Annotated in this window: 21 protein-coding genes; 10 read left to right on the forward strand and 11 right to left on the reverse strand. The window is 66.3% G+C overall.

What is annotated here, in order from left to right:
* The first annotated feature begins 75 nt into the window (after positions 1-75).
* The 6 genes from urtB (at position 76) to AC6A67_RS01170 (ending at position 6,140) form a co-directional block, all read left to right on the forward strand.
* Positions 76-1,002 carry an urea ABC transporter permease subunit UrtB gene (gene urtB / locus AC6A67_RS01145; RefSeq protein ID WP_498034684.1) on the forward strand — a complete coding sequence of 309 codons (927 nt, stop codon included), beginning with the start codon at positions 76-78 and terminating at the stop codon, positions 1,000-1,002.
* Positions 1,003-1,159: 157 nt separating this feature from the next.
* Complete coding sequence (gene urtC / locus AC6A67_RS01150) at positions 1,160-2,431, forward strand: urea ABC transporter permease subunit UrtC (RefSeq protein ID WP_498034685.1); 1,272 nt, start codon at positions 1,160-1,162, stop codon at positions 2,429-2,431.
* Positions 2,432-2,453: 22 nt separating this feature from the next.
* On the forward strand, positions 2,454-3,203 hold the full coding sequence (gene urtD, locus AC6A67_RS01155) for an urea ABC transporter ATP-binding protein UrtD (protein WP_498034686.1): 750 nt from the start codon (positions 2,454-2,456) through the stop codon (positions 3,201-3,203).
* Between the two features lie 134 nt (positions 3,204-3,337).
* The gene (gene urtE / locus AC6A67_RS01160) at positions 3,338-4,027 is read left to right on the forward strand and encodes an urea ABC transporter ATP-binding subunit UrtE (protein WP_498034687.1); all 690 of its coding nucleotides are present in this window, start codon (positions 3,338-3,340) and stop codon (positions 4,025-4,027) included.
* Between the two features lie 50 nt (positions 4,028-4,077).
* Positions 4,078-5,310, forward strand: a complete 1,233-nt coding sequence (gene fmdA / locus AC6A67_RS01165) for a formamidase (RefSeq protein ID WP_498034688.1) — start codon at positions 4,078-4,080, stop codon at positions 5,308-5,310.
* A gap of 449 nt (positions 5,311-5,759) precedes the next feature.
* On the forward strand, positions 5,760-6,140 hold the full coding sequence (locus tag AC6A67_RS01170; protein WP_498034689.1) for an FmdB family zinc ribbon protein: 381 nt from the start codon (positions 5,760-5,762) through the stop codon (positions 6,138-6,140).
* A gap of 396 nt (positions 6,141-6,536) precedes the next feature.
* Here the strand turns inward: AC6A67_RS01170 and AC6A67_RS01175 are convergent, their stop codons facing one another.
* From AC6A67_RS01175 to AC6A67_RS01190, 4 genes are all read right to left on the reverse strand, one after another.
* Positions 6,537-7,643, reverse strand: coding sequence for an acyl-CoA dehydrogenase family protein (locus AC6A67_RS01175; protein WP_498034690.1), 1,107 nt, complete (start codon positions 7,641-7,643; stop codon positions 6,537-6,539).
* An 11-nt stretch (positions 7,644-7,654) separates the two neighbouring features.
* On the reverse strand, positions 7,655-8,866 hold the full coding sequence (locus tag AC6A67_RS01180; RefSeq protein WP_498034691.1) for an acyl-CoA dehydrogenase family protein: 1,212 nt from the start codon (positions 8,864-8,866) through the stop codon (positions 7,655-7,657).
* Between the two features lie 210 nt (positions 8,867-9,076).
* The gene (locus AC6A67_RS01185; RefSeq protein ID WP_498034692.1) at positions 9,077-10,294 is read right to left on the reverse strand and encodes an ABC transporter substrate-binding protein; all 1,218 of its coding nucleotides are present in this window, start codon (positions 10,292-10,294) and stop codon (positions 9,077-9,079) included.
* 684 nt (positions 10,295-10,978) lie between these two features.
* Positions 10,979-12,349, reverse strand: coding sequence for an amidohydrolase (locus tag AC6A67_RS01190; protein ID WP_498034693.1), 1,371 nt, complete (start codon positions 12,347-12,349; stop codon positions 10,979-10,981).
* Positions 12,350-12,658: 309 nt separating this feature from the next.
* Here AC6A67_RS01190 and AC6A67_RS01195 point away from each other — a divergent pair, with 309 nt between their 5' ends.
* Positions 12,659-14,128: an oxygenase MpaB family protein gene (locus AC6A67_RS01195; RefSeq protein WP_498034694.1), complete on the forward strand. Its 1,470-nt coding sequence runs from the start codon at positions 12,659-12,661 to the stop codon at positions 14,126-14,128.
* Between the two features lie 22 nt (positions 14,129-14,150).
* Complete coding sequence (locus AC6A67_RS01200; RefSeq protein ID WP_498034695.1) at positions 14,151-14,921, forward strand: CerR family C-terminal domain-containing protein; 771 nt, start codon at positions 14,151-14,153, stop codon at positions 14,919-14,921.
* Between the two features lie 24 nt (positions 14,922-14,945).
* Here AC6A67_RS01200 and AC6A67_RS01205 read toward each other — a convergent pair whose 3' ends face one another.
* Entirely contained in the window at positions 14,946-15,362 is a 417-nt protein-coding gene (locus tag AC6A67_RS01205) for a PaaI family thioesterase (protein WP_498034696.1), read from the reverse strand.
* 268 nt (positions 15,363-15,630) lie between these two features.
* Entirely contained in the window at positions 15,631-16,092 is a 462-nt protein-coding gene (locus AC6A67_RS01210; protein WP_498034697.1) for a GNAT family N-acetyltransferase, read from the reverse strand.
* Positions 16,093-16,418: 326 nt separating this feature from the next.
* Between AC6A67_RS01210 and gltS the strand changes: the two genes are divergently transcribed.
* Positions 16,419-17,627: a sodium/glutamate symporter gene (gene gltS, locus AC6A67_RS01215; RefSeq protein ID WP_498034698.1), complete on the forward strand. Its 1,209-nt coding sequence runs from the start codon at positions 16,419-16,421 to the stop codon at positions 17,625-17,627.
* Between the two features lie 214 nt (positions 17,628-17,841).
* On the opposite strand, the gene AC6A67_RS01220 is transcribed toward gltS, so the two are convergent.
* The 5 genes from AC6A67_RS01220 to AC6A67_RS01240 all read right to left on the reverse strand — a co-directional run bounded on the left by AC6A67_RS01220 (position 17,842) and on the right by AC6A67_RS01240 (position 23,746).
* Positions 17,842-18,918 carry a glycerophosphodiester phosphodiesterase gene (locus AC6A67_RS01220; protein ID WP_498034699.1) on the reverse strand — a complete coding sequence of 359 codons (1,077 nt, stop codon included), beginning with the start codon at positions 18,916-18,918 and terminating at the stop codon, positions 17,842-17,844.
* Between the two features lie 277 nt (positions 18,919-19,195).
* The gene (locus AC6A67_RS01225) at positions 19,196-19,738 is read right to left on the reverse strand and encodes an aspartate 1-decarboxylase (protein ID WP_498034700.1); all 543 of its coding nucleotides are present in this window, start codon (positions 19,736-19,738) and stop codon (positions 19,196-19,198) included.
* 264 nt (positions 19,739-20,002) lie between these two features.
* Entirely contained in the window at positions 20,003-20,884 is an 882-nt protein-coding gene (locus tag AC6A67_RS01230; RefSeq protein WP_498034701.1) for an SDR family oxidoreductase, read from the reverse strand.
* Positions 20,885-21,568: 684 nt separating this feature from the next.
* Positions 21,569-23,110: an acyl-CoA synthetase gene (locus AC6A67_RS01235; protein WP_498034702.1), complete on the reverse strand. Its 1,542-nt coding sequence runs from the start codon at positions 23,108-23,110 to the stop codon at positions 21,569-21,571.
* Positions 23,111-23,290: 180 nt separating this feature from the next.
* Positions 23,291-23,746, reverse strand: coding sequence for a nuclear transport factor 2-like protein (locus AC6A67_RS01240; RefSeq protein WP_498034703.1), 456 nt, complete (start codon positions 23,744-23,746; stop codon positions 23,291-23,293).
* A gap of 254 nt (positions 23,747-24,000) precedes the next feature.
* Between AC6A67_RS01240 and AC6A67_RS01245 the strand changes: the two genes are divergently transcribed.
* Complete coding sequence (locus AC6A67_RS01245; protein WP_498034704.1) at positions 24,001-25,071, forward strand: helix-turn-helix domain-containing protein; 1,071 nt, start codon at positions 24,001-24,003, stop codon at positions 25,069-25,071.
* Positions 25,072-25,122 lie beyond the last annotated feature (51 nt).

The raw sequence follows: 25,122 nt of genomic DNA on the forward strand, positions 1-25,122 counted from the left end.
TGACGGGGCCAGCGCCCCGCAGAAGCTGGCCCTGACGCCGCAGGCATGTCGCGCAACCAGCAATGGGGACGGAAGATGTTTGGCGAATACAGCATGTCCGAACTGGCGTCGATTTTTGCGATGCAGGGTATTTCAGGTCTGATCCTGTTCTCCGTGTTCGTGCTGATGGCGCTTGGTCTGGCGATTATTTACGGCCAGATGGGCGTCATCAACATGGCGCATGGCGAATTCATGATCCTTGGCGCCTATGTCACCTATCTGGTGTCGCAGGTTTTTGGCGCGATGCCGCCGGCCATGTTCAATATCTACTTCCCCATCGCCATGGTGGCGGCGTTCATCGCCGCAGGGGCGCTCGGGGCGCTGGTTGAGTGGGGACTGATCCGCCACCTCTACAAGCGGCCGCTCGACACCCTGCTCGCCACCTGGGGCCTGTCGCTGATCCTGCAGCAGATCTACCGCACCGTGTTCGGCGCCCGCGAAGTCGGCGTCACCATGCCTGATTGGATGATGGGCAGCCTGAAGCTGAGCGACAGCATCGAGGCGCCGATCAACGGCATTCTGGTGATGGGCATCGCCATCGCCATCTCCATCGTCGTCGGCCTGATGATGTATCGCTCCAGCTGGGGCCGCCAGGTCCGCGCCGTGATGCAGAACCGCATGATGGCCGGCGCCGTCGGCATCGACACCGGCCGCACCGACCGGCTGACCTTCGCGCTCGGCTGCGGCATCGCCGGCGTCGCCGGCTCGGCCTTCACCATGATCGGCTCCACCGGGCCAAGCTCCGGCCAGCTCTACATCGTCGACACCTTCCTCGTCGTGGTGTTCGGCGGCGCCGCCAGCCTGCTCGGCACCATCGCCAGCGCCTTCACCATCTCCCAGGCCCAGTCGATCCTTGAGTTCTTCCTCTCCGGCTCGATGGCCAAGGTGATCACGCTGCTCTCGGTCGTCGCCATCCTGATGCTGCGCCCGCAGGGGCTGTTCTCCCTGAAGTTGCGCAAGTGAAACGGCAAGTGAACCAGCAAGTGAACCAGCAAGTGAAACGGCGCATGAGCCCGTCAACCCAACCGGACCACGCCCGCTAAAGGCCCAGCCGCCGGACGGCCCCGATCATCCGCTGATCCGCCGCCCGGCGCGCACCCCGAACCAGCAGGAGACCGTTATGCGCTCGCCATACTCCCCCGTAGCCGGAGCTGGATCTGACGCCGGCCTGAAGCGCCAGATCATCGGCCTCGCCATCCTCGCCGTGCTTCTGCTCGTTGTTCTGCCCATCGGGCTCGACAGCTTCCGCCTCAATCTGTTCGGCAAGTATCTGTCCTTCGCCTTCGTCGCCATCGGCCTTGTGCTGTGCTGGGGCATGGGCGGCATTCTCTCGCTCGGTCAGGGCGTGTTCTTCGGCCTCGGCGGCTACGCCATGGCCATGTTCCTCAAGCTGGAGGCCTCGACGCCCGAGGCGACGAAGATCCAGTCGACGCCCGGCATCCCGGACTTCATGGACTGGAACCAGGTCACATCGCTGCCCTTGTGGTGGGAGCCCTTCCACTCGCTGGGCTTCACGCTCATCGCCATCATCGCCCTGCCGGTGATCTTCGCCTTCATCATTGGCACGGCCATGTTCCGGCGCCGGGTGGGCGGCGTGTATTTCGCCATCATCACCCAGGCCATCGCCGCCATCGCCACCATCCTGATTATCGGCCAGCAGGGCTACACCGGCGGCGTCAACGGCATCACCGATCTGCGCACCCTCGCCGGCTGGGACATCCGCCCGGAGAGCGCCAAGACCACCTTGTATTTCGTCTGCGTCGGCCTGTTGCTGCTCAGCGCCATCGCCGCCTTGCTGGTGCAGCGCAGCAAGCTCGGCCGCATCCTGATCGCCATGCGTGACCAGGAAGACCGGGTGCGCTTCTCGGGCTATGACGTCGCCGCCTTCAAGACCTTCGTCTTCTGCCTCGGCGCGGCGTTCGCCGGCATCGGCGGGGCGATGTTCACCCTGCAGGTCGGCTTCATGTCGCCGACCATCGTCGGCATCGTGCCGTCGATCGAGATGGTGATCTTCTGCGCGGTCGGCGGCCGGCTGTCGGTGATCGGCGCGGTCTATGGGGCGCTGCTGGTCAATCTCGCCAAGACCACCTTCTCGGAGAGCTTCCCGGAGCTGTGGCTGTTCGGTCTCGGAGCGCTGTTCATCGCCGTGGTCATGGCCTTCCCGTCGGGTCTCGCCGGGGTGTGGGTCGAGCGCATCGAGCCGCTGTTGCGCCGCAAGGGCGACACGGCGGGCGCCCAGCCTGCCGACGGCGGCGACGCCAGCCAAATCGCCACCAGGGACACCGGCCACGCCGCGACGCAGCACGCCGAGACCCCCGCCAGCCGTCCCGCGCCATCTGTGAGTGAGAGCGTCGTCGCCGACCTGCCGCCTGGCGCCCGCGCCGCGCACTGACCCCACCCGGAAGGAGCCAGCCATGTCTGACGCAGCGCCACACTTCATCCTGACGGTCGAGGGGCTCACCGTCTCCTTCGACGGCTTCAAGGCGGTCGACAGTCTGAACCTGTACATCGAGCCCAATGAGTGCCGGGTGATCATCGGCCCCAACGGCGCCGGCAAGACCACGGTGCTCGACCTGATCTGCGGCCGTACCAAGGCCACCGGCGGCTCAATCCAGTTCCGTGACATGGAGCTGCTGAAGATGCGCGAGGACCAGATCGTCCACGCCGGGGTCGGCCGCAAGTTCCAGACCCCGAGCGTCTACGAAGACCTCACCGTGTTCGAGAATCTGGAGATCAGCTACCCCAAGGGCCATGGCGTGTTCGGCGCCCTCGCCTTCCGCCGCGATCAGGCGGTGAAGGACCGCATCCAGGACATCGCCGAACAGATCTTCCTCGACGACGCCCTGGGCAAGAAGGCGGGCCTGCTGTCGCACGGCCAGAAGCAATGGCTGGAGATCGGCATGCTGCTGATCCAGGACCCGCAATTGCTGATGCTGGATGAGCCGGTGGCCGGCATGTCGGTGGCGGAGCGGCGCAAGACCGCCGAATTGCTCAACCGCATCATCCAGGACCGCAGCGTCATCGTCATCGAACACGACATGAGCTTCGTCGAAGACATCGCCACCCGCGTCACGGTTTTGCACCAGGGCAAGCTGCTGTCGGAAGGCTCGCTGGCCCATGTCAAGGCCGACCCGAAGGTGGCCGAGGTCTATCTCGGGCACTGAGCCGAGGCGGCGTCGCCTGTGACGCGCCCACACTAACTGTCTGATTTTTAAGAATTTCGCCTGATCCGACGCCCGCATTGCGTCTGCAGGCTGGCGCCAGGGCCGCCGCCCGTCGCCAGAAAGGAGCCTTCGCTATGCTGAAGATCTCGCAACTCAGATCCGGCTATGGCGCCTCGGAGGTGCTGCACGGCCTCGACCTAGAGCTGGCGCCGGGCGAAATCGTCGCGGTGATGGGCCGCAACGGCATGGGCAAGTCGACGCTGATGAAGACCCTGATGGGCATCATCCCGTCGATGTCGGGCGACATGCGCGTCGGCGACAAGCCGCTGAATGGCCTCAAGTCGCACAAGCGCGTCGCCGCGGGCATCGCTTACGTGCCCCAGGGCCGGATGATCTTTTCGGCGCTGACGGTGCAGGAGAATATCGAGACCGGCCTTACCGTCACCGGCCAGCGCGAGGTTCCGCAGGATCTCTACAGCATGTTCCCGGTGCTCTGGGAGATGCGCGCCCGCCGTGGCGGCAACCTCTCCGGCGGCCAGCAACAGCAGCTGGCCATCGCCCGGGCGCTGGCCTCCAACCCGCAGACGCTGCTGCTCGATGAGCCCACCGAGGGCATCCAGCCGTCGATCATCAAGGACATGGCCCGCACGCTGAAGCAGCTGCGTGACGCGCGCGGCCTGTCGATCCTGGTCTCCGAACAGGTGCTGTCGTTCGCGCTCGATGTGGCTGACCGCATCGTCGTCATCGACAACGGCCGCTTCGTCCACGAGGCGCCGCGCGCCTCCGTCGACGCCGCCGCCGTCGAGCGCTTCCTGTCGGTGTAACCGCCGCTTTTCCTGTCCCGCTTCCCTGACTGCAAGACTGAGAGGACGCCATGGCTGACACCCTCATCTCCGTAAATCTCTCGGAGAACCCGCACACCAATGAGAACGTCCATAACCGCTGGCACCCGGACATTCCGATCAATGTCTGGGTCGAGCCCGGCGATGACTTCAAGATCGAGTGCTATGACTGGACCGGCGGCCAGATCAAGAACAATGACGACGCCTCCGATGTGCGCGACGTTGAGCTACCGCAGGTGCACTATCTCTCCGGCCCCATCGGCGTGAAGGGGGCCGAGCCCGGCGATCTTTTGGTGGTCGACATTCTCGACATTGGCGCCAAGGAGGAGATGCAGTGGGGCTTCAACGGCTTCTTCTCGAAGAAGAACGGCGGCGGCTTCCTCACCGACTATTTCCCGGAGGCGCAGAAGTCGATCTGGGACTTCGAGGGCATGTTCACCAAGTCCCGCCACGTGCCAGGCGTGCGCTACGCCGGGCTGATCCACCCCGGCCTGATCGGCTGCCTGCCTGACCGCAAGATGCTCGACGCCTGGAACAGCCGCGAGAAGGCGCTGTTCGACACCAATCCGGATCGCGTGCCGGGCCTTGCCAATCTGCCCGACGGCGGCCCCACCGCCCACATGGGCGCGCTGAAGGGCGAGGCCCGCGACAAGGCGGCGGCCGAGGGCGCCCGCACCGTGCCGCCGCGTGAACATGGCGGCAATTGCGACATCAAGGATCTGTCGCGCGGCTCGAAGATCTATTTCCCGGTCTATGTGCCCGGCGCCGGCCTCTCCATGGGAGACCTGCACTTCTCCCAGGGCGACGGCGAGATCACCTTCTGCGGCGCCATCGAAATGGCCGGCTGGCTGCACATCAAGGTGTCGCTGATCAAGGAGGGCATGAGCAAGTATGGCATCCGCAACCCGATCTTCCGTCCCTCGCCGATCGTGCCCAAGTATGACGACTATCTGATCTTTGAGGGCATCTCGGTCGATGACGCTGGCACGCAATATTACCTCGACGTCAACGTCGCCTATCGCCAGGCCTGCCTCAACGCCATCGCATATCTGAAGAAGTTCGGCTACTCGGGCGCCCAGGCCTACGCCATCCTCGGCACCGCGCCGGTGCAGGGCCACATCTCCGGCGTCGTCGACGTGCCCAACGCCTGCGCCACGCTCTGGCTGCCCACCGACATCTTCGAGGGCGATCTGATGCCAGGACCGGATGGTCCGACGCAACTGGTCGATGGCTCGGTCGACGTGCCGCTGGCGCCGGACCTCTGAGAGCAGAACCCGATATCTGTCTTCAGAGGACCGCCTCTGGAGACAGATAGTCAGCGGCGGTCGGCGTGACCTGACACGTCGGCCGCCACTGGCGCGCGGGTTTCGGCCCGCGTCCGTGGGGACCTGGCGCCCGTGCAGCACTCCTGACGGGTCCTCGCCCATCGCGTCCCCAGACGTGGATGCCCGTGACGAGCACGGGCATGACGGAGGGAAATGGGCTGGGGCTGGGTACGCTCTGGCCGTAAGTTCGCCGCGACCGGGCGTATCGCCGGAGTCTCGCAGCACCGCCCCCCATGCCCGTCATGGTCGGGCTTGACCCGACCATCCACGACTTCCTGCTGCACACACGATCGCCGCCGCCTGCCCCCCTGCGCCCAACCCAACGTCAGCGCCGGACGCGACACCCACAACCATCCATCGCCACAGATCACCGAACCCGGGAGACCGCCATGCCATCCTATGATTATGAATGCGCCGGATGCGGCCCGTTTGTGGCCTTCACCAGCATGGCCAATTACGCCGCGCCGTGCGCCTGCCCCGATTGCGGCGCAGACAGCCCGCGCGCCTTCTTCACCGCCCCGATGCTCTCCGGCATGTCCAGCGAGCGCCGCTTCGCCTGCGAAACCAACGAGCGCAGCGCCAACGCGCCGCGACGGCTGTCAAAGGATGGACCCGGCAAGTTCGCGCCTGGCGGCGAGGCGCCGAAGAAGCACGCCGCCAATTGCTCCTGCTGCTCCGGCAAGAGCCTCAAGGCCCCGCGCAAGACCCTGCACCGCCCGGATGGTTCGAAGAGCTTCCCGACGGCAAGACCGTGGATGATCTCGCATTGAGGGCGCCGGCGCCGCCACTGGTTCCTGCGAGGCCGTGGCGCCCGCCGCATGCCTGTCTCGCTCAGCAAGCGCGGCCAGCGCGTGGCGTTGCATGTCTGTCGCAGTCTGCGTGGATGCCCGTGACAAGCACGGGCATGACGGTGGGAGGGCGGACGGGGGGTGGCGGCCGGCGGCGCACATGACGACCGTTCAGTCGCCCGAAACATTGAGCTGCGAGGTCGCCAACGCATGGCCCCATGCGGAGACGTCAGCCCACCTCCCACCCAACGCGCGTCATGCCCGTGCTTGTCACGGGCATCCACGTCTTCCTGCAGAACCAACGCCCAACAACAAAGGCCGGAGCGTCGCCGCCCCGGCCCTGTTTGCACCTTAAACGAACGACGAAACAGCCGCCCCTCAGGCCGCCTCGCCCACCTTCCTGAAGTGGTAGTCCGGCGCGCCGAACATCGCTTCGAACGCCAGCACCCGCTTCAGATAGTGGCCGACAGACAGCTCATTGGTCATGCCGACGCCGCCGTGGGTCTGCACTGCGGCCTCCGCCACAAACCGCCCCTGCTTGCTGACCTGGGCCTTGAGCACCGAGATGTCGCGCGCCGTGGCGCGGCCGGCTTCGATGAGCGCCGTGGTGTAGATCAGCGTGGCGTAGGCCTTGGCGTGGGCGATCTTCATGTCGGCCAGGCGATGGCCCACTGCCTGGAACGAGCCGATCGGCACGCCGAACTGCTTGCGGGTCACCGCATAGGCGCCGGTGATGTCCATCAGCGCGCCGATGGCGCCGACGGTTTCCGCCGCCAGCACCAAAGTGGCGTCCTGCACCAGTCTGACCAGCGCCGCATGGGCGTCGCGCGACAGCACGTCGGCGGCGCCCACCGCCACATTGTCGAAGCGGATGTGGGCGGCGCTGCGGCCGTCCTGGGTGCGGAATGGCTGGATGGAAACGCCAGCAGCCTTTGGATCAACCGCGACCAGCACCAGACCAGCCTCGTCGCCCGCAGCGCCGGAAGCGCGCGCCGCCACCACCAGCAGGCCAGCCTCGGTGCCGGCGATCACCAGGCGCTTCTCGCCGCTGAGGCTGAAGCCGTCGCCATTCGCCTGCGCCACCATGGCGATCTGCGCCGGATTGGCGAGGCCACGTCCCTCGTCATAGGCGAAGGCCGCGACCAGCGCGCCGGAGGCCACATCGGCGAGACGCGGATGGCCCGCAGCATGCAGCGCGCCGCCAGCCAGCACCTGCGAGAACGCCCAGGGCTCGACGGTGAGATGCGCGCCGAACACTTCCGCCACCGGCACGAGGTCGACGACCGAACCGCCGAGGCCGCCGGCCTCTTCCGGGAGTGGCAGCGACAGAACGCCGAGCTCACCGAGCTGGCGCCAGGCGGCGTCGGACCAGGAAGCGCCTGAGCGCAGCAAGGCCTGGCGGGCGTCGAAATCATAGGTCTTGTCGAGGAAACGCTTGACGCTGTCGCGCAGCATCACCTGCTCTTCGGTGAAGGTGAAATCCATGGCTCAGCTCCTCACCGGTTGGCCGCAAGCACGGTGCGGGCGATCAGATCGCGCTGCACTTCGTTGGTTCCCGCGTAGATCGTGGTGGCGCGGGTGTTGAGGTAATAGGGCATGGCGACGAGGTCGAAGTCTTCGCCCAACGGCGCCACATTCGAGCCCACGGTCAGGGCCTCCAGCTGCTGCGGCACGGTCTCGATGCCCGAGACGCGGGTCATCATCACCGAGACGCGCTGCGACAGCTCTGAGCTCATGGTCTTGTTCATCGACGGAAAAGCGGCGTCCTTGACCATCGGATGGCCGCTGATCGCCAGCTTCTCGAAGTGCTGGTAGGACAAAACGTCGGCTTCCAGCTCGCCCAGATCGCGGACGAACACCGGATCATCGGCGAGCACGCCGCCGAACGGCGACGGCGTCGCCGCAGCCGCGACGCGGATCTCAGCCAGCGAGCGTAGCAGGCCAGGGGACGCCGCCGAGCCGCCGCGCTCATGCTTGAGCAGATGCTTGGCCACCGACCAGCCGTCGTGTTCGGCGCCGACGCGGCCCGACTTGGGCACGCGCACATTGTCGAAGAACACTTCGCACTGCTCGGGGAAGCCATCGAGGCCGACGATCGGCCGAATTTCCATGCCCGGATAATCGGTGCGGTCGAGGAGCAGGAAGGTGATGCCTTCCTGCTTCTTGCCGCTGCGATCGGTGCGCACCAGCATGAACATGCGGTTGGCGTGGTGGGCCAGCGTGGTCCAGATCTTAGAGCCGTTGATGATGTAGTCATCGCCATCGGAGGCGGCGAAGCACTGCAGCGAGGCGAGATCGGAGCCGGCGTTGGGCTCGGAATAGCCCTGGGTCCAGTAGTCATCGCCCGAGAGGATGCCCGGCAGGTGCTTGCGCTTCTGCTCCTCGGTCCCAAGTTCGATCAGCATCGGGCCGACCATGACGAGGCCATTGGGCAGCAGCGGCGGCAGGCCGCGCTTGCGATATTCCTCAGCGAAGATGTAGCGCTGCTCGACGCTCCAGCCGGTGCCGCCATATTCCTTTGGCCAGGCGGGCGCGGCCCAGCCCTTGGCGTGCAGGATCTTCTGCCAGGCCATCACTGGCTCAAACGGCGCGAACACGCTGGTGGTCTTGCGGCCTGCTTCGCTGATCTCTGGCGTGGGCGCCGTATCCAGGAAATCTGCGACCTCCTGCCGGAACTGCTCCAGCTCCGGTCCGAACTCGATATTCATCTCAGGCCTTCCCCCGCTCAGATGCGATTTCGGGCCGCCAGAGTCGACCCGTCAGCTTTTCGCCAGGCGCAGACTGCCAGCCCGCGCCCGGCCCGTAAACATGCCCTGATGGCAAGGGTGGACCGCAGCCCCCCGGCCAGTCAGCGGTTCAGCCAGGATGCGAAGATGCTGACGCATCCGCATCCTTAAATGCTCAGGCGCCGCTCGGGCTTAGCCAGCCGACACCGGCTTGTCGTCATAGGCCCAGGCGCCGCCACCCTCATAGGCGCCCATCACCAGCTCGTTGAACGGCGAATAGTCGGTGGGCGTGGTGGCGTAGGTCACGCCTGGCATCAGCACCGGCGTGATGACGCCCTTCAGGTTGGTGGCCTGCTTCAGCAGGTTCTCGCGGGTCAGCTCGTCGCCGCAACGCTCGAGGATCTGGTGCATCAGCACGGCGACGCCATAGCCGATGAAGGCGATGGAATTGTCCGGGGTGATGTTGGGCATGCGCTTGGCGCGGAGCTTCTCGAACGCCTGCACGCCAGCGTCGCTCTCCCAGCGCTTGCTGCCGAGCTGCTTGATGTAATGGGCCGAGATGATGCCCTTCGCCGCCTCATCGCCAGCGGCGGTGAGGATGGTGGTGCCGCTCGAGGTCGAGATCAGCAGCTGCAGCGGCTTCCATGCCAGCTCATGCGCCTTCTTCACCGACTGCGAGGTGAACTTGCCCGACGAGCAATTGTAGAACACGTCGGCACCCGACTTGGCCAGATTGATCATCTGCGAGTCGACGGTGGCGTCGGTCAGGTCGTAATGCGCCTCGGCGACGATCTTGCCGCGATCGCCCAGGCCTTCCTTGAACGCCTTGAGGTAGTCACGACCGAACTCGTCGTTCTGGTACAGCACGGCGATCTTGGCGCCTGGCTTCTTTTCGGCGAGATAGTTGGCGAGGATGCGTCCCTCGACCGAATACAGCGGCAGGCCAGGGGTGGTCCACGGGAACTGCTTCGGGTCGTTCCAGCGCGGCGCGCCGGCGTTGAGCAGCAGCTGCGGCACCTTCTTGTTGTTGAGGTACTTCTGCACGGCGGCCTGGGTGGCGGTGCCGAGCGACGAGAACAGGCCGAGCACCTCTTCCTGCTCCACGAGGCGGCGGGTCGCCTCCATGGTCTTCGGCGGGCTGTAGGCGTCGTCGAGCGAGATGAACTTGATCTTGCGGCCGCGGATGCCGCCATTGTCGTTCAGCTCATCGAAATAGGCCTTCTGGGCGTGGCCGACGGCGCCATAGACCGAGCCAGCGCCGCTGTAGGGGATGGTCTGGCCGAGGCGGATCTCGGTGTCGCTGGCGCCGGTGTCGTATTTCTTGCCCGAGGCAAGGACCGGCGCGCCGCGCAGGGTGAGGCCAGCGCCGAGCGCAGCTGCGCCGGCGACGATAAACTGCCTTCTATCCATCGTACGTTCCCTCTGGAATCGTTGCGCCGGCCATCGCCAGCGAATGGTCAGGGCCGCGTCAGCGCGCGGCGCGGACGGAGGTGTTCCCCCTGCTCCGCTCCGGCGACCAGTCTCCCAACCCTGCTGCGCGAGGCATTGCGCCTCAGCTGCTGCAGGGGCCTCCCAGGGATCCGGCGCGCCGCTCGATCAATGGGGCTGGCGCTGCCGTCTTCGAGACGATCTGACGTCGAACCGCATTGGTCCCAAACGGGACTATTGTTCCATAACCTATCTGCGATAAAACGCAAAGGGGTTGCCATAAGTTGCGCCGCCTGCTGCGCCACATGGCCGCAAAGTGGGCGCCTTCCGTTGGGGGCTGGTGGATGAATTGTGGCCGATGCGCCGATTGCACGGCGGCCAAGGTCACGGCGGCGGTCACGGCTGTGGGTCAACCGGCGAGCGCGCCGGGCGCAGCCGGAAGACAGCGCAGAGCGCTTGCGGGATATCGCAAGGATCACTGCAGATTCGCAACGAGACCTGGCTGGTCGCGGCGCATGATCAGCATTTTCCGTTAAGTCAGGCGCGTGCGCATGCGTTCGCGGCTCACCGCGGGGGCGTGTCGTGCCGACGGCTGTCTACGCGCCGAGCCCCACGTCGGCGTCATGAGCGGCGCCAGGGCCGCCCATCGGCGCGCAGGCAGGCGGCTTACTTGTCGCCAGCCGCCGGCTTCTGCAGCAGATCGAGCGCCGACAAAGTGGCGACGCGGGCGCCGAAGGGAATCGCCTTCAGGTCAACGACGAAATTTGGGTTGTGGTTGGCGTAAGGGAATTTGCGCCCTTCCCGCGCCGCGCGGGTGAAGACGCCGGGATCGGCGACGCCAACGAAAGCGTAGTTGATCGGCACATCCTTGAGGTCGCCCAGCAGCAGATGGAAATCTTCCGAGCCATTGGCGCGGGGAATGTCGGTGATCACCGCCTTGTCGCCGAGCGCGCCGCGCAGGCTGGCGGCCAGCCGCTGCGACAGCTTCGCATCATTGACCAGCGGGGTGGAGCCGCCCTTCATGGTGATGGCCGGGGCGTCAGCGCCTGGCGCGCCATAGGTGGCCATGATCCCGGCGTTGACCGCCTTGATGCCCTTGAGCAATTGCTCGCGCACCTCGGGACGGTACCAGCGCAGATTTGCCTTCAGCGTCGCGGTTTCCGGGATAACATTGTTGTCGGCCCCGGCCTGCACCGAGCCCACGGTGATCACCGCCATGTCCTGCGGATCAATCATCCGGCTCACAATCGTCTGGTAGCCGAGCACCGCCTGGGCGGCCATCACCACCGGGTCGCGCGCCATCTGCGGCATCGAGCCGTGACCGCCGACGCCCTTGAAGGTGATGTCGAGCTGGTCCGTGCCAGCCATCCGTGGGCCTGGCGCATTGGCGACGACGCCCACCGGGATCGGCGCGGTGTGCAGGCCGATCAGATAGTCCGGCTTCGGCGCGCCGTCCTTGCCGATCAGTCCATCCTTGGCCATGGCGGCGGCGCCGGTGATGGTTTCTTCAGCCGGCTGCGCCACCAGCACCAGCGTGCCGCTCCATGCGTCCTTCATCTCGACCATGGCTTTGGCCATGCCGAGCATCCAGGTGACATGGGCGTCGTGGCCGCACATGTGCGCCACCGGAACCTCGGCGCCATCGGCGCGGGTCACCCGCACCTTGCTGGCGTAAGGCAGCCCGGTCTCTTCCTTCACCGCATTGGCGTCCATGTCGGCGCGATACATCACCACCGGCCCCGGACCATTGACCAGCGTGGCGACCACGCCGGTGCCGCCGACGCCCTCGCGCACGCTGAACCCGAGCTTGCGCAGATCGGCTGCGACAATGCCGGCGGTGCGCTTTTCCTCAAACGCCAGTTCAGGATGCTGGTGCAGATCCTTGTACATGTCAGTGAGCCGGCCCGTGTCCGCCTCGATGACCTTGCTGGCGCGCTCGACCACGGCTGGCGCAGGCGCCGCCAGCGCCGCCAGCGGCGCAGCTAGGGCGAATACAGCGGCGGACATGACGAGTGGGAGGCGGGACATGAAGGACATAACGGACAGATCTCCCTTGACTGGCGACCAGCGCCTGCGGCCGAGCATAGCCACATGACCGCCAATTGGGACAACAATCGTGCAAAAGCCGGCTTTTGTGATCGAAAACCGGGTTTTACACAGTCAAAATCCCAATTTATTGGCTTTTGCGGCGGCAGATACAAGTTCACTTGGCGCCTATTGCCTCGCACATGCCTGACGCTCTGGACACGGGCGGCATCCGTGCCGATCGGCCACGCTCACGCTAAAGATTGACAGGGCTATCGCGTGATAGAATTATATCAGCCGATATAAATTCGGGAGGCAAGATTGGCTCAAGAACAGATGGCCGGCGCGGACGCGGCGCAGCAGGACGCCACGCGGGACAGCACGGCCAGGCCGGCGCCTGCCGCCAATGGCGCAGCCCGCGAGGCCAGCCCACAGGCCGCATCTGGCCCCACCCATGCCTTCGACCACGCCAGTCCCGACGTCTGGGCCCGCGCCCGTCGCCAGGCGGCGCAGATCCCGGCGATTTACGGCAATATCGACTTCGACCGCATGCCGGAGCGTTTCACCGCCAGCCTGGGCGACGAAAGCTCGGTGCGCGGCCCGCTGGCCAAACATCGCCCGGAATTGCTGGCCAATAACGCCCGCGTCGCCATGATCGCCGCCTACACCATGACCGGCGACGTGGTGGCTGACGCCTATGCGGCGTTGATGCCGAAATATGGTTTTCGCGGAACCATCACCATGCTGGAGACGGCCTGCCGCAAAGGCATTGAGGCCGTGCCCGAGGCGCCGCCGGAACTGGTCGCCCTGATCGCTGACATGGAGCGCACGCCCGATTGGGTGAACATGGACATGGTGCGCGAGGGGGCGCGCTTTGAGCGCAACAGCATGGCGAATCTCGCGCCCTATGCCATTCGCGGCGCCCTGCTCGCCACCTTCATGAACAAATACTCCGCCCTGCCGATGGCGCTGACCGGCACGTTGACCGATAGCCTCGCCGCCAAGCGCGCCTTCGAGACCGCCACCTTCTTCACCCTTACGGTGATGCCCGGCGGGCTGGAGCGTCATTCCGAGGGTTTCCGCTCCGCCGCCATGGTGCGGCTGATGCATTCCATGGTGCGCTTTAACGTCATGCGCCGGCCTGGCCTGTGGGACGCCTCGGTGTTCGGCGTGCCGATCCCGCATGTCGACCAGATGCCGGCGGGGCTGATCGGCTCCTTCCTGCTGTCGTTCAAGGTGCTGGCCAAGGGCCGTGAGCATTTCACCCATGATGAGCGCTGCCAGGTGGAGCTGGCGCGCTACCGCTGCCACCTGCTCGGCCTGCCGGGCGATCTGCTGGCCGATACGCCGCGCGAGATCGTCAATCTGCTGATGACCCGCCAGGCGACCCTGCGCTACGGCTTCGATGACAAGATCTGCGGCACTCTGGTGCGCGGCGCCATGTCGGCGGAGATGTCGAAGGACCCGTCGCTGGTTGGCCGCATCCGCCGCACCATGGAGCGCAGCTTCTCCAAGGCCTATCTGGTGCGCAACTTCCTCGACGGCAGCGTGGCCAAGGCCCACGCCATGGGCGTGACTTATACCGGGCGTGACCGCGCCATCGCCATCGCCACCGGCCTGTTCCTGTTCCCGCGGCTCAAGGCCTATGACATCGCGGCCCGCGTGCCGGTGCTGCGCGACATCGCTGACCGCCGGCTGGTGGCCAAGCTCAACCGCCGCCTCGCCAGCTATGGCCACGCCGACTTTGCCTCTGACGGCGACGCCTACCGGCCGGCCCACGCCGGTGGCTGAGCGCCGCAAGGCCGCTGACGCAATGGCGTCGGCGGTCAGTGCTGGGAAAGGGCTGGCGATCAAAGCCGCCACTTCTGGAGCCGCAGCGAGCGCGACCGCGAGCCTCGCTCCGCGCCAGGCCGGGCGGCGTAATGCGCAGGCCGGCTATGCGCGAGGCGACGACACCCGGCGCGCCATCCTGCAGGCGGCCTTGCTAGAATTTGGCGAGCACGGCTTCGACCGGGCCACCACCCGCCGCATCGCCGAGGCGGCGGGAGTGACGTTGCCCGCCATCGCCTATCATTTCGGCGGCAAGCAAGGGGTGTATCTGGCCTGCGCCGAGGCGATCATCGGCAGCTACCAGCGCCAGTTCGCCACCATTCCGGCGGCGATTGTCGCGGCGACGCGCCCAGGCGCCGACAGCGACGCCTGCCGGGCGCTACTGCGGCGGCTCCTGCGCCAGCTTGCGCAACTGTTCGCTGGCAGCGACGCCGCCCTCAACTGGGCGGGCTTTGTCGCCCGTGAGCTGCGTGAGCAGGGCCCTGGCTTCGCATTGCTGTACGACCAATTATGGCGGCCAGGCGTCAGGCTGCTGGCGCGGCTGATCGCCGGCATACGCGGCGGCGGCGAGGTGACGGAAGCCGACACGGTCGATGCGCTGCTGCTGCTGTCGAGCCTCGTGGCGTTTTACAGCGGCCGGGCCGTATCGCTGCGCACCCTCGGCTGGCGCCAGATTGGCCCGCAGCAGCTGCAGGCGCTCTACGCCGCCGCCGACCGGCTGGCCTATGGCGTTGCGAGCCAGCGTCAGGGCTGAGCGCGCTCGCCACGCCACACGCCATCAGGCCGGGCGCGGCCACAGCACCATCTGGGTGCAGCGAAACAGCGCCAGTGTCTTGCCCGTGACCTCACTGCGCGCCTCCGCGTCCCAGACCTGGGTGGTGCGGCCGCCATGCGCCATGAAGGCGCGACAGCGCACCGCGCCCTCGCGGGCCGTGCCGAGGAAATTCGATTTCAGCTCAATGGTGGTGAAGCTCTCCGCCCCCTCGGGCAGCGACAGCATGCAGCCATAGCCGCAGGCGCTGTCGAGCAAGGCGATCAGCGTCGCCGCGTGCAGAAAGCCATTGCCCGCCAGATGGTGGTTCTGGATGGTGAAGCCGCCCTCCACCAGCCCGCGCTCGGCCAGCGACCATTCCATGCCGAGATGCTGCGGCAGGGTGCCGACATGCCGCGCCGCAATCATCGCCAGTCCTGACATGTCGCCCTCCATGTTTGAACGCCCTCAGGCCCTGCTGGGGACCATGCGCCGGGTTTGTCGCAGGACACCGCCGTCACGCCACGCCGCGGATGCGCGGGAGGACAGGCCCGATGCGTCCCAGCTTAACCGCCCGCCGCCGGGAAGGGCTTCACGATCTGGCAATAGCGCCTGGACCCGCCTGCGCAGCCGCTGACCCATCCGCGCCCTGAGCTGTCCCGTGGCGAGCGCTCGCCAGGGCCGCCTTGCGAAAGGCGCGCCGCAACTGGCGTCAATCGTCGAGCGCCAGCACCATGAACAGCGAATTGGGGTCGGCCCTGTAGTCGCCGAACGGTCCGGTCTCGGCGAAACCATGGCGCAGATATAGCTCCACCGCCGGGCGGAAATAATCCCACGACCCCGTCTCCAGCCAGACCTTGCGCACGCCCTGGTCACGGGCGTCGGCGATCAGGTGACGCAGGATCTGGCCGCCGACGCCGCGCCGCCGCAACGCCTCGACCACATACATGGATTTCACTTCTGCATGCGCGCCATTGAATCGCTTCCACGCGCCAACGCCAAGCAACGCGCCCTGATCCCACATCGACCAGAAGCGGATCTCCGGTCGCTGCAGGCCGGCGATGTCGAGCGCATGGGCGCTGCCAGGCGCGGTATTGGCATAAGCAGCGTCAAAATGCGCCCGCAAAGCGGCGATTACCCGGGCGTCTTCGAACACCCCAAGACGGAACATCATCAACGACCTCCCGCATACCAAATTTGCGTCGCTGTAGCCGCGACTTCGCCTGTCTTCAGCGTCAGTGCGCTCAACAGCATCATAGAGAATATCTGAGGCGAACTGCATCACATCTCGCTTTGCCTGCAACGTCCCTGGCGAACACAGAACGACAGGCAAATCCGCGCATCAGATGGGCCCCATGCAAGCAAGCGTCATCACAACCATTGACACCGGCCTTCAATATGTGGAGCCAGACGGTGACAGACCTGCGCGGCCGTCTCCGCACGCGCAATCGACCAATGCACGGCGCCCGGCCAAAGCCGCTCGACCGCTACTGATGGCGCATGATGATTGACGTTTCAGCCTTCCTCTCGTTCACGATCGCAGTGTCTTTGCTGCTCGGCGGCAAGCTGATCACCATGCAGGCGCCGTTATTGCAGCGCTACAGCATCCCCGAGGCGGTGACGGGCGGCATTTTGTGCGCGGTCGCGGTCGGGCTGATCTATGCTTTCACCGGCCAGAAGGTGCAGTTCAGCCTCAACGCTCGCGACTTTCTGCTGCTGATGTTCTTCGCCTCGATCGGCCTGAGTTCTGACCTGCGCTCGCTGCTCAGCGGCGGCAGGCCGCTGCTGATCCTGCTGGCGCTGGCCACCGGCTTCATGCTGCTGCAGAACGTGCTCGGGGTCGGCATCGCCGGGGCATTCGGGCTGGAGCCTTTGGCCGGACTGATGGTCGGCTCGATCTCGCTCACCGGCGGGGTGGGCACCACTTTGGCCTGGGCGCCGATCTTCCGGGAGCAATTTGGCGTCGCCAACGCCATGGAGCTCGGCGTCGCCGCCAATACGGTCGGGCTGATCGCCGCCTGCGTCATCGGCGGCCCGATGGCCACCTGGCTGATCAGCCGTCACCATCTGCGCGCCGCCAAGGAGCAGCCGCTCGACGTCGGCGCGCGCAACGTCAATCCGCCGCCGCTTGAGCATTTCAGCGTGTTGTGGGCGCTGCTGGTGATCAATGTCACCATCATGCTCGGCATGGGTCTGCACAGCCTGATCGCCAAAGCAGGCGTGACCCTTCCCGCCTTCGTCAGCTGCCTGATGGCCGGCATCATCGTGCGCAACGTCACCCCGGCCTTCGCCAAGCGGCGGCTCAACCAGATCTGGCCAGGCATGCGCCAGGGCATGGCGCTCATCTCGGACATCGCGCTTGGCCTGTTCCTGATCATGGCGCTGATGGGCCTGCAATTGTGGGAGCTTGGCGGCGTGCTCGGCTTCATCCTCGTGGTGCTGGCGCTGCAGATCGGCCTGACCGTGCTGTGGACGCTGCTGGTGGTGTTTCCGGCCATGGGCAAGGATTATGAAGCGGCGGTGGTCTGCTCCGGCTTTGGCGGCATCACCCTGGGCTCCACCGCCACCGCCATCGCCAATATCACCGCCGTGGCCCAGCAACATGGCGCGGCCCACCGGGCCTTCATCATCGTGCCGCTGGTCTGCGGCTTCTTCATCGATCTGGTGAACGCGGCGGTGATCACCGCTTTCATCGCCGTGATGGGTTGATACCAGAACCCGGTGAGTATGACTCATCGGGTTCTGGTTAAGCCCATGCGGCGTCTGAGCATTTCAGGATGCGGATGCGTCAGCATCGTCGCATCCTGGTATGACGCCTTTGTTCTGAGGCGCATGCCCTGACGGCAAATTTCAAGCGAGGGATGCCGCCTGACCTTGGCGCGTCGGCGCGCCGCTCGCCCTGTCGCTGCTCGCCTTGCGCGCCTCAGCCGCGCGCCATGGCGTCGCGCACCATGGCGTCGCGCACGGCGACGGCCACATCGGTGAAATCGGTGAACAGGCCGTCGACGCCCAGCGCCAGCAAGGCGCGCACTTCCGCCGCTGCATCGCCATGGTAATCGCCGGCCAGAAACTGTGGCTCGCTGCGCACGGTCCAGGTGATCACCCCGAGCCCTGCCGCATGCGCGTCGCGCACAACGCCACTGGGCGGTAGGGTCATGCGCGCGCCCTCGCCTTCCATCTCCACCGCAAGCCCATCCGACGCCGTGGCGGCGCGGGTCGGAATCAGCCAGCGCTTCCACGGCGCGATGTAGTCGGCCCAGTTGCGCGCCTCGGCCAGCCCCTGCGGCGTCAGCAGATCCGCCCAGCTGCGGCTGTCACCGGCCAGACGCCAGTCAAAGGGCCCGCGATTGTGCGGATCGAGCGTCATGGCCCCCTTGGCGTCGCAGCCGTCGCCATCGACCAATTGCAGCAATTTCACCCCAAGCCGGCGGCGCAACCAGCGCAGATTGGCGGTCTCGAAACTCTGGATGATCACGGGCGCATCTGGCCCGGTCCAGCCAGCCTCGGCCAGCGCCGCCACAAGGGGCTGCTCAAGTCCGAGCCCCAGTTCGTCGTGCCAGGATGGGTGCTTGGTCTCGGGGGCAACGCCGATCACGCGGCCAAGCCGCGCCGCCGCCTGCTGGGCCAGCGCAATCACCTCAGCGAAGCTCGGGATCAGATACAGATCGTTATGCGACTGGTCGCGCCACGGCATCGGCTGGCGGGCGCGCAAGCTGCGCAGCTCGGCGAAGCTGAAATCGCAGGCAAACCAGTCGGTGACGCTTACCCCATCCAGCAGCAAGGTGCGCCTGCGATCGGCGAAGGCGGGATGATCGGCCACATTGGTGGTGGCCCCGAGCTTCGGCTCATGCCGGGCGACCAGCACGCCGTCGCGGCTACACACCAGATCGGGCTCGATATAATCCGCGCCCAGCGCGATCGCCCGCTGATAGCCTTCGAGCGTGTGGTCAGGCAGATAGCCGGAGGCGCCCCGATGGGCGATGATCAACGGTCGCGTCATTTTACGCCCTCCGGTTCGCCATGCTGCGGCCTGTATGCAGCTTGAGCCCCATGCCTACGTTCAGGCAAGTGGCCATGGCGACAGACCCGTCGCTGGCAACGGCGCTGGCAAGGGGCTCGCAAGAGTGCTGGCAAGCATGCTGGCGAGGGCGCGCACAAGTGTGGGCGCATATTCCCGGCGCCAGGGCGCCTGCGCGTGAAGCGGACAGGCAAAAGGCCGGGCGAACCCGGCCTTGTCGAGGATGTGTAGCTGGATGGCGCCAGATGCTGGGCGCTGATTACGCCACCGACTTCAGATGGCGCGACAGCACGTCGGCGATGGCGTGGTCGTCGAGGCCGCGGGCGCGCAGATCATCGGTGAAGGCCTGGACGTTGAAATCGCCAACCTTGCGCTCGGACGGGTTCTGCTGCGGCTCAGTGACCATGCGGAAGTTGAACGGACGCTCCGGCGCCTCGAACACTTCGTAATGAATCAGGTCCTCGACCTGATTGCCGGCGCCGTAGGTCAGCACCTTGGGCCGCATCGAATACAGCTCGGTCTCCTGCACGAAGGCCGAGGCGCAGATGATCAGCTGGTCGCCCTTCTGGCAGTTGCGCGCGGCGGCGCCGTTGAGCACGCAGGCGCGCGAGCCTGGCTCGCCATAAATCACATAGGTGTAGAAGCGCGCGCCATTGGCCTTGTTGAAAATATCAACGAACTCCAACGGGCGAATGCCAGCCTGGGTGCACTGGTCGGGATCGAGCGTAATGGAGCCGTGATAATCCAATTCGGCGCCCGTTACGCGAATTCCATGCAGCTTGGCCCTGACAACCTGGATCATAGCAAACCTTCCACGGCGTCACGGCAAAGGCGTGCGCCCTGTTTCACCTTCCCGCACATGCAGCAGGCGCGGAAGCGCGGGATATACTTAATATCAACGCGCTTCGCTAGCCTTATCCGCACCGTCACGACGCCTATTCGCGACGGGGGCGTCACGGCATGCCAGATGACGCGGCGACGCCGTTGACAGGTGATCGGTGTGCCAGGCCGCAGATCCGGGGGGCGGTTGCGCTGCCACGCAGTGGAGGCCCGCCGCCGCGCCTCTTTAGCCGCCGCGCTGGGCCCGGTCCTTTTGGTTCTGGCTGGTGATCAGCTCCCGCGCCTTGCGCCAGTCGTCATCCGACCACTCGCGCAGCGCCATGTAAAAATTGCCGCCGGTGGCGAGCCCCTGGGCGCCGTCGAGGGCGATGGTCTCGCCTGTCAGCCAGTTGCAGCCGTCTGACTGCAGGAAGCTGGCGAGGTTCTGCAATTCGGCGAAGGTTCCGGTGCGGCCCATCGGGTTGACCTTCGACGAACGGTCGCCAGGCGTCGCGCCGGGATTGAGCCGGGCGCTCATGCCTTCGGTGGGGATTTCACCCGGCGCGATGGCGTTGAGGCGGATGCCATAATGGCCCCATTCGGCGGCCAGTGACTGGGTCATGACATTGACCGCCGCCTTGCTCATGGCCGAGGGCACGACATAGGGGCCGCCATTGCGCACCCAGGTGGCGAGAATGGAAATCACCGAGCCAGGCAGCTTCCGGGCGATCCAGCGCTTGCCGACCGAATGGGTGACGTAAAACGTGCCATGCATGACGATATTGGCGATGGCGTTAAAGCCGCCTGGCGTCAGCTCCTCGGTGCGTGAGATGAAATTGCCGGCGGCGTTATTGATCAGGCCGGTCAGTGGCGGGCCATCGCGAAAAATCTCCTCGACCATGGCGTCCACCGCGTTGAAGTCGCGGATATCGACGCCATAGCTATCCACCCTGCCGCCATGCCGTTCCGTCAGCTCGCGCGCCGTGTCATCGAGCACGCCCTTGCGCCGGCCACAGATCACCACATCGGCGCCCAGCTGCAGAAAGCCCTCGGACATCGCCTTGCCGAGGCCGGTGCCGCCGCCGGTGACCAGAATACGCTTACCCTTGAGCAAATCCTTGCTGAACATCGCGTCCTCCCTTGCCCGCCGGCGTTGGGGCCGTCGACGCCAAGGCGCCCGCCCACATGGCCCAGGCCTGCTGGCCCGGCTCCGGTCGATGCTCGAGAATGACACCGCGCCTGCGCCGCCGCCGCAAGCGTTTTCCACGCCCGCGCCGCGCGTCTCCATCAGCGTGGAAGACGAATTGGCAAGGATGAGCCGCCCAAATTTGACCCGCCGGTGCGCCTGCCTGCCCCCCACCTCTCCGCCGTCATGCCCGTGCTCGTCACGGGCATCCACGGTTGCGCGGATCCGGGCGCAGTCGCGCCGGATGACAGGCGATGGCTGGCGATTGCGGCGAACAAAGACGTGGATGCCCGTGACGAGCACGGGCATGACGTGGTGGGGTGGGAGCTGGGCGCGCTAACCCCCGCGCTCCAATGCGCAGTCGCGGCAGGCTGTCGCAAGCTGCGGCCCGAGCCATCGCTATCCCCGGCCATCGCCACCACGACGCCGCGCCCCACCTCCCCGCCGTCATGCCCGTGCTCGTCACGGGCATCCACGGTTGCGCTGATGACGGGCGTAGTCGCGTCAAATGACTGGCGACCGGCCAACGATGGCGACGTCCAAAAACACAAATGCCCGTGACGAGCACGGGCATGACGCATGTGAGAGGGAGCCAGGCGGGCCAGCTCCCCGGGCGTTTGGGATTGTTCAGCTGCTGGCGCGGGCCTCGTCGCGCAGCACATTCTTGAGCACCTTGCCAGCGGCGGAGAGCGGCAGGGCGTCGCGGAACTCGTAGCTGCGCGGGACCTTGTAGCCGGCGATGCGTTCGCGCACCCAGGCCGACAGCTCGTCTGGCGTCGCCGCAGCGCCTGGCTTCAGCACCACCACGGCGTGCACGGTCTCACCCCATTTTTCGTGCGGGCGCGCCACCACGGCGACCGAAGCCACCGCCGGATGGGTCGACAGCGCGCTCTCCACTTCGGCGGAATAGACGTTCTCGCCGCCGGTGATGATCATGTCCTTGATGCGGTCGACCACATAGACATAGCCGTCGGCGTCCATGCGGCCGGCGTCGCCGGTGTGCATCCAGCCGCCACGCAGTGCCTCTGCGGTCTCCTCCGGCCGCCCCCAATAGCCCAGCATCATATTGGGCCCGCGCACCACGATCTCGCCGGTGTCGCCGAGCGCCACTTCATTGTCCTGAGGATCAACGATCTTGACCTCGGTGACCATCGACGGGCGGCCCGCCGAGCGGTGGTGACCGCGCTCGCGATGCGCGCCCGTATGCTCCGCCGGGCGCAGCTGGGTGGCCACCGGGCTGAGCTCGGTCATGCCATAGGCCTGGCTGTAGCCGACATGCGGCATGGCGGCCATGGCGCGGTCGAGCAGCGCGTCGGTGATCGGCGAGGCGCCATAGGTGACGTTCTCCAGCGAGCTGAGGTCAGCCGTGGCGAACTCCGGCGCATCGAGCAGCATCTGCAGCATGGTCGGCACGAGGAAGATGTTGTTCACGCCATGAGCGCCGATGGCGGCGAGCGTGCCGGCGGGGGTGAAGCCTGGCAGGAACACCATGCGGCAGCCATTGATCAGATTACCGAACACCGAAGTCAGGCAGCCGACGTGGAACATCGGGGCGACCATCAGGCCGACGCCGCGCGGCGCGCCCTCGCCCATACCGGCATAGCTGAGCGCCGACGACATCAGATTGTTGTGGCTCAGCATCACGCCCTTGGGCCGGCCCGTGGTGCCGCCGGTATAGAGCACGCCTGCCAGCTCATCACCGCGCCGACCCACATCGGCGATGGGCGTGGCGGCAGCGATCAGATCGTCAAGATTTGGCAGATCCTCCGGGCCCTTGCCCTCGCCGGAACGGATCAGCGTCACCTTCACAGTGGCCCTGGCCACCGCCTCGCGCGCCTGGGCGAGGAACATGTCGTCGGCGATCAGCACGCGGGTGTCGCAATCATCGAGCGAGAACGCCACTTCCGCCGCCGACCAGCGGATATTGACCGGGTTGATGACGCCGCCCGCCCAGGGTGTGGCCATCAGATAATGCATATAGGCGTCGGAGTTCGGCGCGAACATCGCCACGCGATCGCCTGGCGTTATGCCAAGGCCCTGGAGCACGGCGGCGAAACGGGCTACGCGCGCGCCGGTCTCCCGCCAGCTCAGCTGACGGTCGCCGTTGATGGAGGCAATGGCGTTGGGTTGCACGCGCAGGGCGCGGTGCAGCGGCTGGGTCAGATACATGGCAAGCCCCGATGGAAGGTCTGGATTGTTATGATGTTGGCCCTGCGCCAGTGATCCGGCCAACCGGTTACACTGGCGCACGGGCATCTCGCGAAAAAAAGGCGTCCGGCCCCGGCGCGCCGGCGCCGCGGTGGGGCACGCGCCCGCCCGTGGCGTTGTCGACTTATCCGCTGGCGTGAGTCACGCAGCTGGCGACGTCTGCGACTTCTGCGCCTGCGCCTGCGCCTGCGCCGCCTGCGCTGCGAAGCGCTGCTTCATGCGCTCCGCCACTTCGGCCAGCGCATTGAGCGGCCGGATCATGATCTCAAGCTCGGTGATCAGCCCCTGATCATTGAGCCTGAAGCGGTCGATGCCGCGCAATTTGTGTTCACCGACATTGGCCTCGAACAGCAGAATGACGCCATCGTCACTGATCCACTGGTCGACGTAACGGAAGTTCTCGAACACCGCCAAAGCGTTGCACACCACCGCGACCGCGTAGGGCTTCGACGGCTTCGCGCCATAAAAGGCTGGCGACATCAGCACGGCGTCATCGGCGAAGAACGCCTCCGCTCCCGCCGCATCATGTTGCAACGCCCATTGCTTCCAGCGTTGCACGAAATCAGCGGCGATGGCCGCCCGATCCTTGTCCGACATTGGACGCCTCCCCTTGTCCCCAATGCGCCAGCGAAAGGCCGCAGAACAGCCCGAGATTCCGGCGGCATAAGCAATGCCGGTTCAACGACAGGCGGCAAGCGTGGCGTGCGCCATAAACTTGTGTTTTTGCGCCAAGTAAGCCAGCATGCGCCAGGCCGCCCAAAGCGGGCCTGCCCATGGGCAGGTCCAGGGCGCCGCCGCCGTCTGCGGGGCGGCCCGCCGGGCCGTTGGCCGGCAGGCCCAGGACGCGCCCAATGTTGCTCTCGCTGTACCGCAAGATATCCGTATCGCCGCAGAGCATCCGCGCCATGGCCGAATTGCTGGCCGAGGTCGGCATCGACGCCGCCCCGGCCTACGCCGCCGCCGGGGTCAGCGCTGAATCTGCCGCCAATCCATTGGCCAGCGTCAGCGGCGCGGCGGAGCTGGCGTTTCAGGAAAAATTTGTCGAGCTGACCGCCGGACAGCGCCACCTCTGGCTGGAGCTGGGCCTGCGTTCACGGCTGCTGCTGCATGGGCCGTTTGGCGCGGCGGTGATGACGGCGCGCACCCTGCGCGCCGCCATGGAAACCGCCGGCAGCCTCGCCTGGATGCACCATTCGCTGGCGCTGTACCGGATGGAGATTGACGGCCCCATTTGCACCTTGCGGATGAATCTCGACCAGACGCCGCCGCATATGCGCGAGTTCACCGCCCTGCGCGACGCGCCCACCACCACCGATCTGCTCAATCTCATCTGGGGCGGTCGCTTTCCATTTGGCAGCATCGTCATCACCACCACCGGCGCGGTGCAGACTGGCGTGCGCAAGCCCGAGGCCATGCAGGTGCTGCGCGGCGAGCCAGGCGCTGTCTGGACCTGGCCGAGCGAATTGCTGGACCAGCGACTGCCAGCCTCAGACCGGCGCTCGCATGAGGCGGCGCTGCGTCAGGCCGCCTCGTTGCTGCAACAGGCGAAGTCGTCTGGCGACAGTCGCGACCTCACCAGCCGCATCTGCGCCCTGCTGCACGCCGACGGCCCTGGCCTCAGTCTCGCCGAGGTGGCGACGCGCCTCAATATGAGCGCCCGCACCCTGCAGCGCCGGCTGGGCGAGGCCGGGGTCAACTTCCGGCAATTGCAGGGCCAGGAGCGGATGAACGGCGCCAGACGCCTGCTGCGCGACACCGATCTACCCGTGGCCGAAATCGCCTGGCGGCTGGGCTATACCGAGACCTCGGCGTTCAACCACAGCTTTCGCCGCGCCTTCGGCATGAGCCCCCGCGCCTGGCGACACAGCGTGGCGCTGAGCGCCCGCACCGGCCAGAACGCCGCGCCGTTAGCTGACGATTGACGCGAGGCCCCTGGCGCTTGCGACAGGCCAGCACCTTGATGGGCAGCCCCA

It is taken from the genome of Camelimonas sp. FR25 (assembly GCF_059740505.1).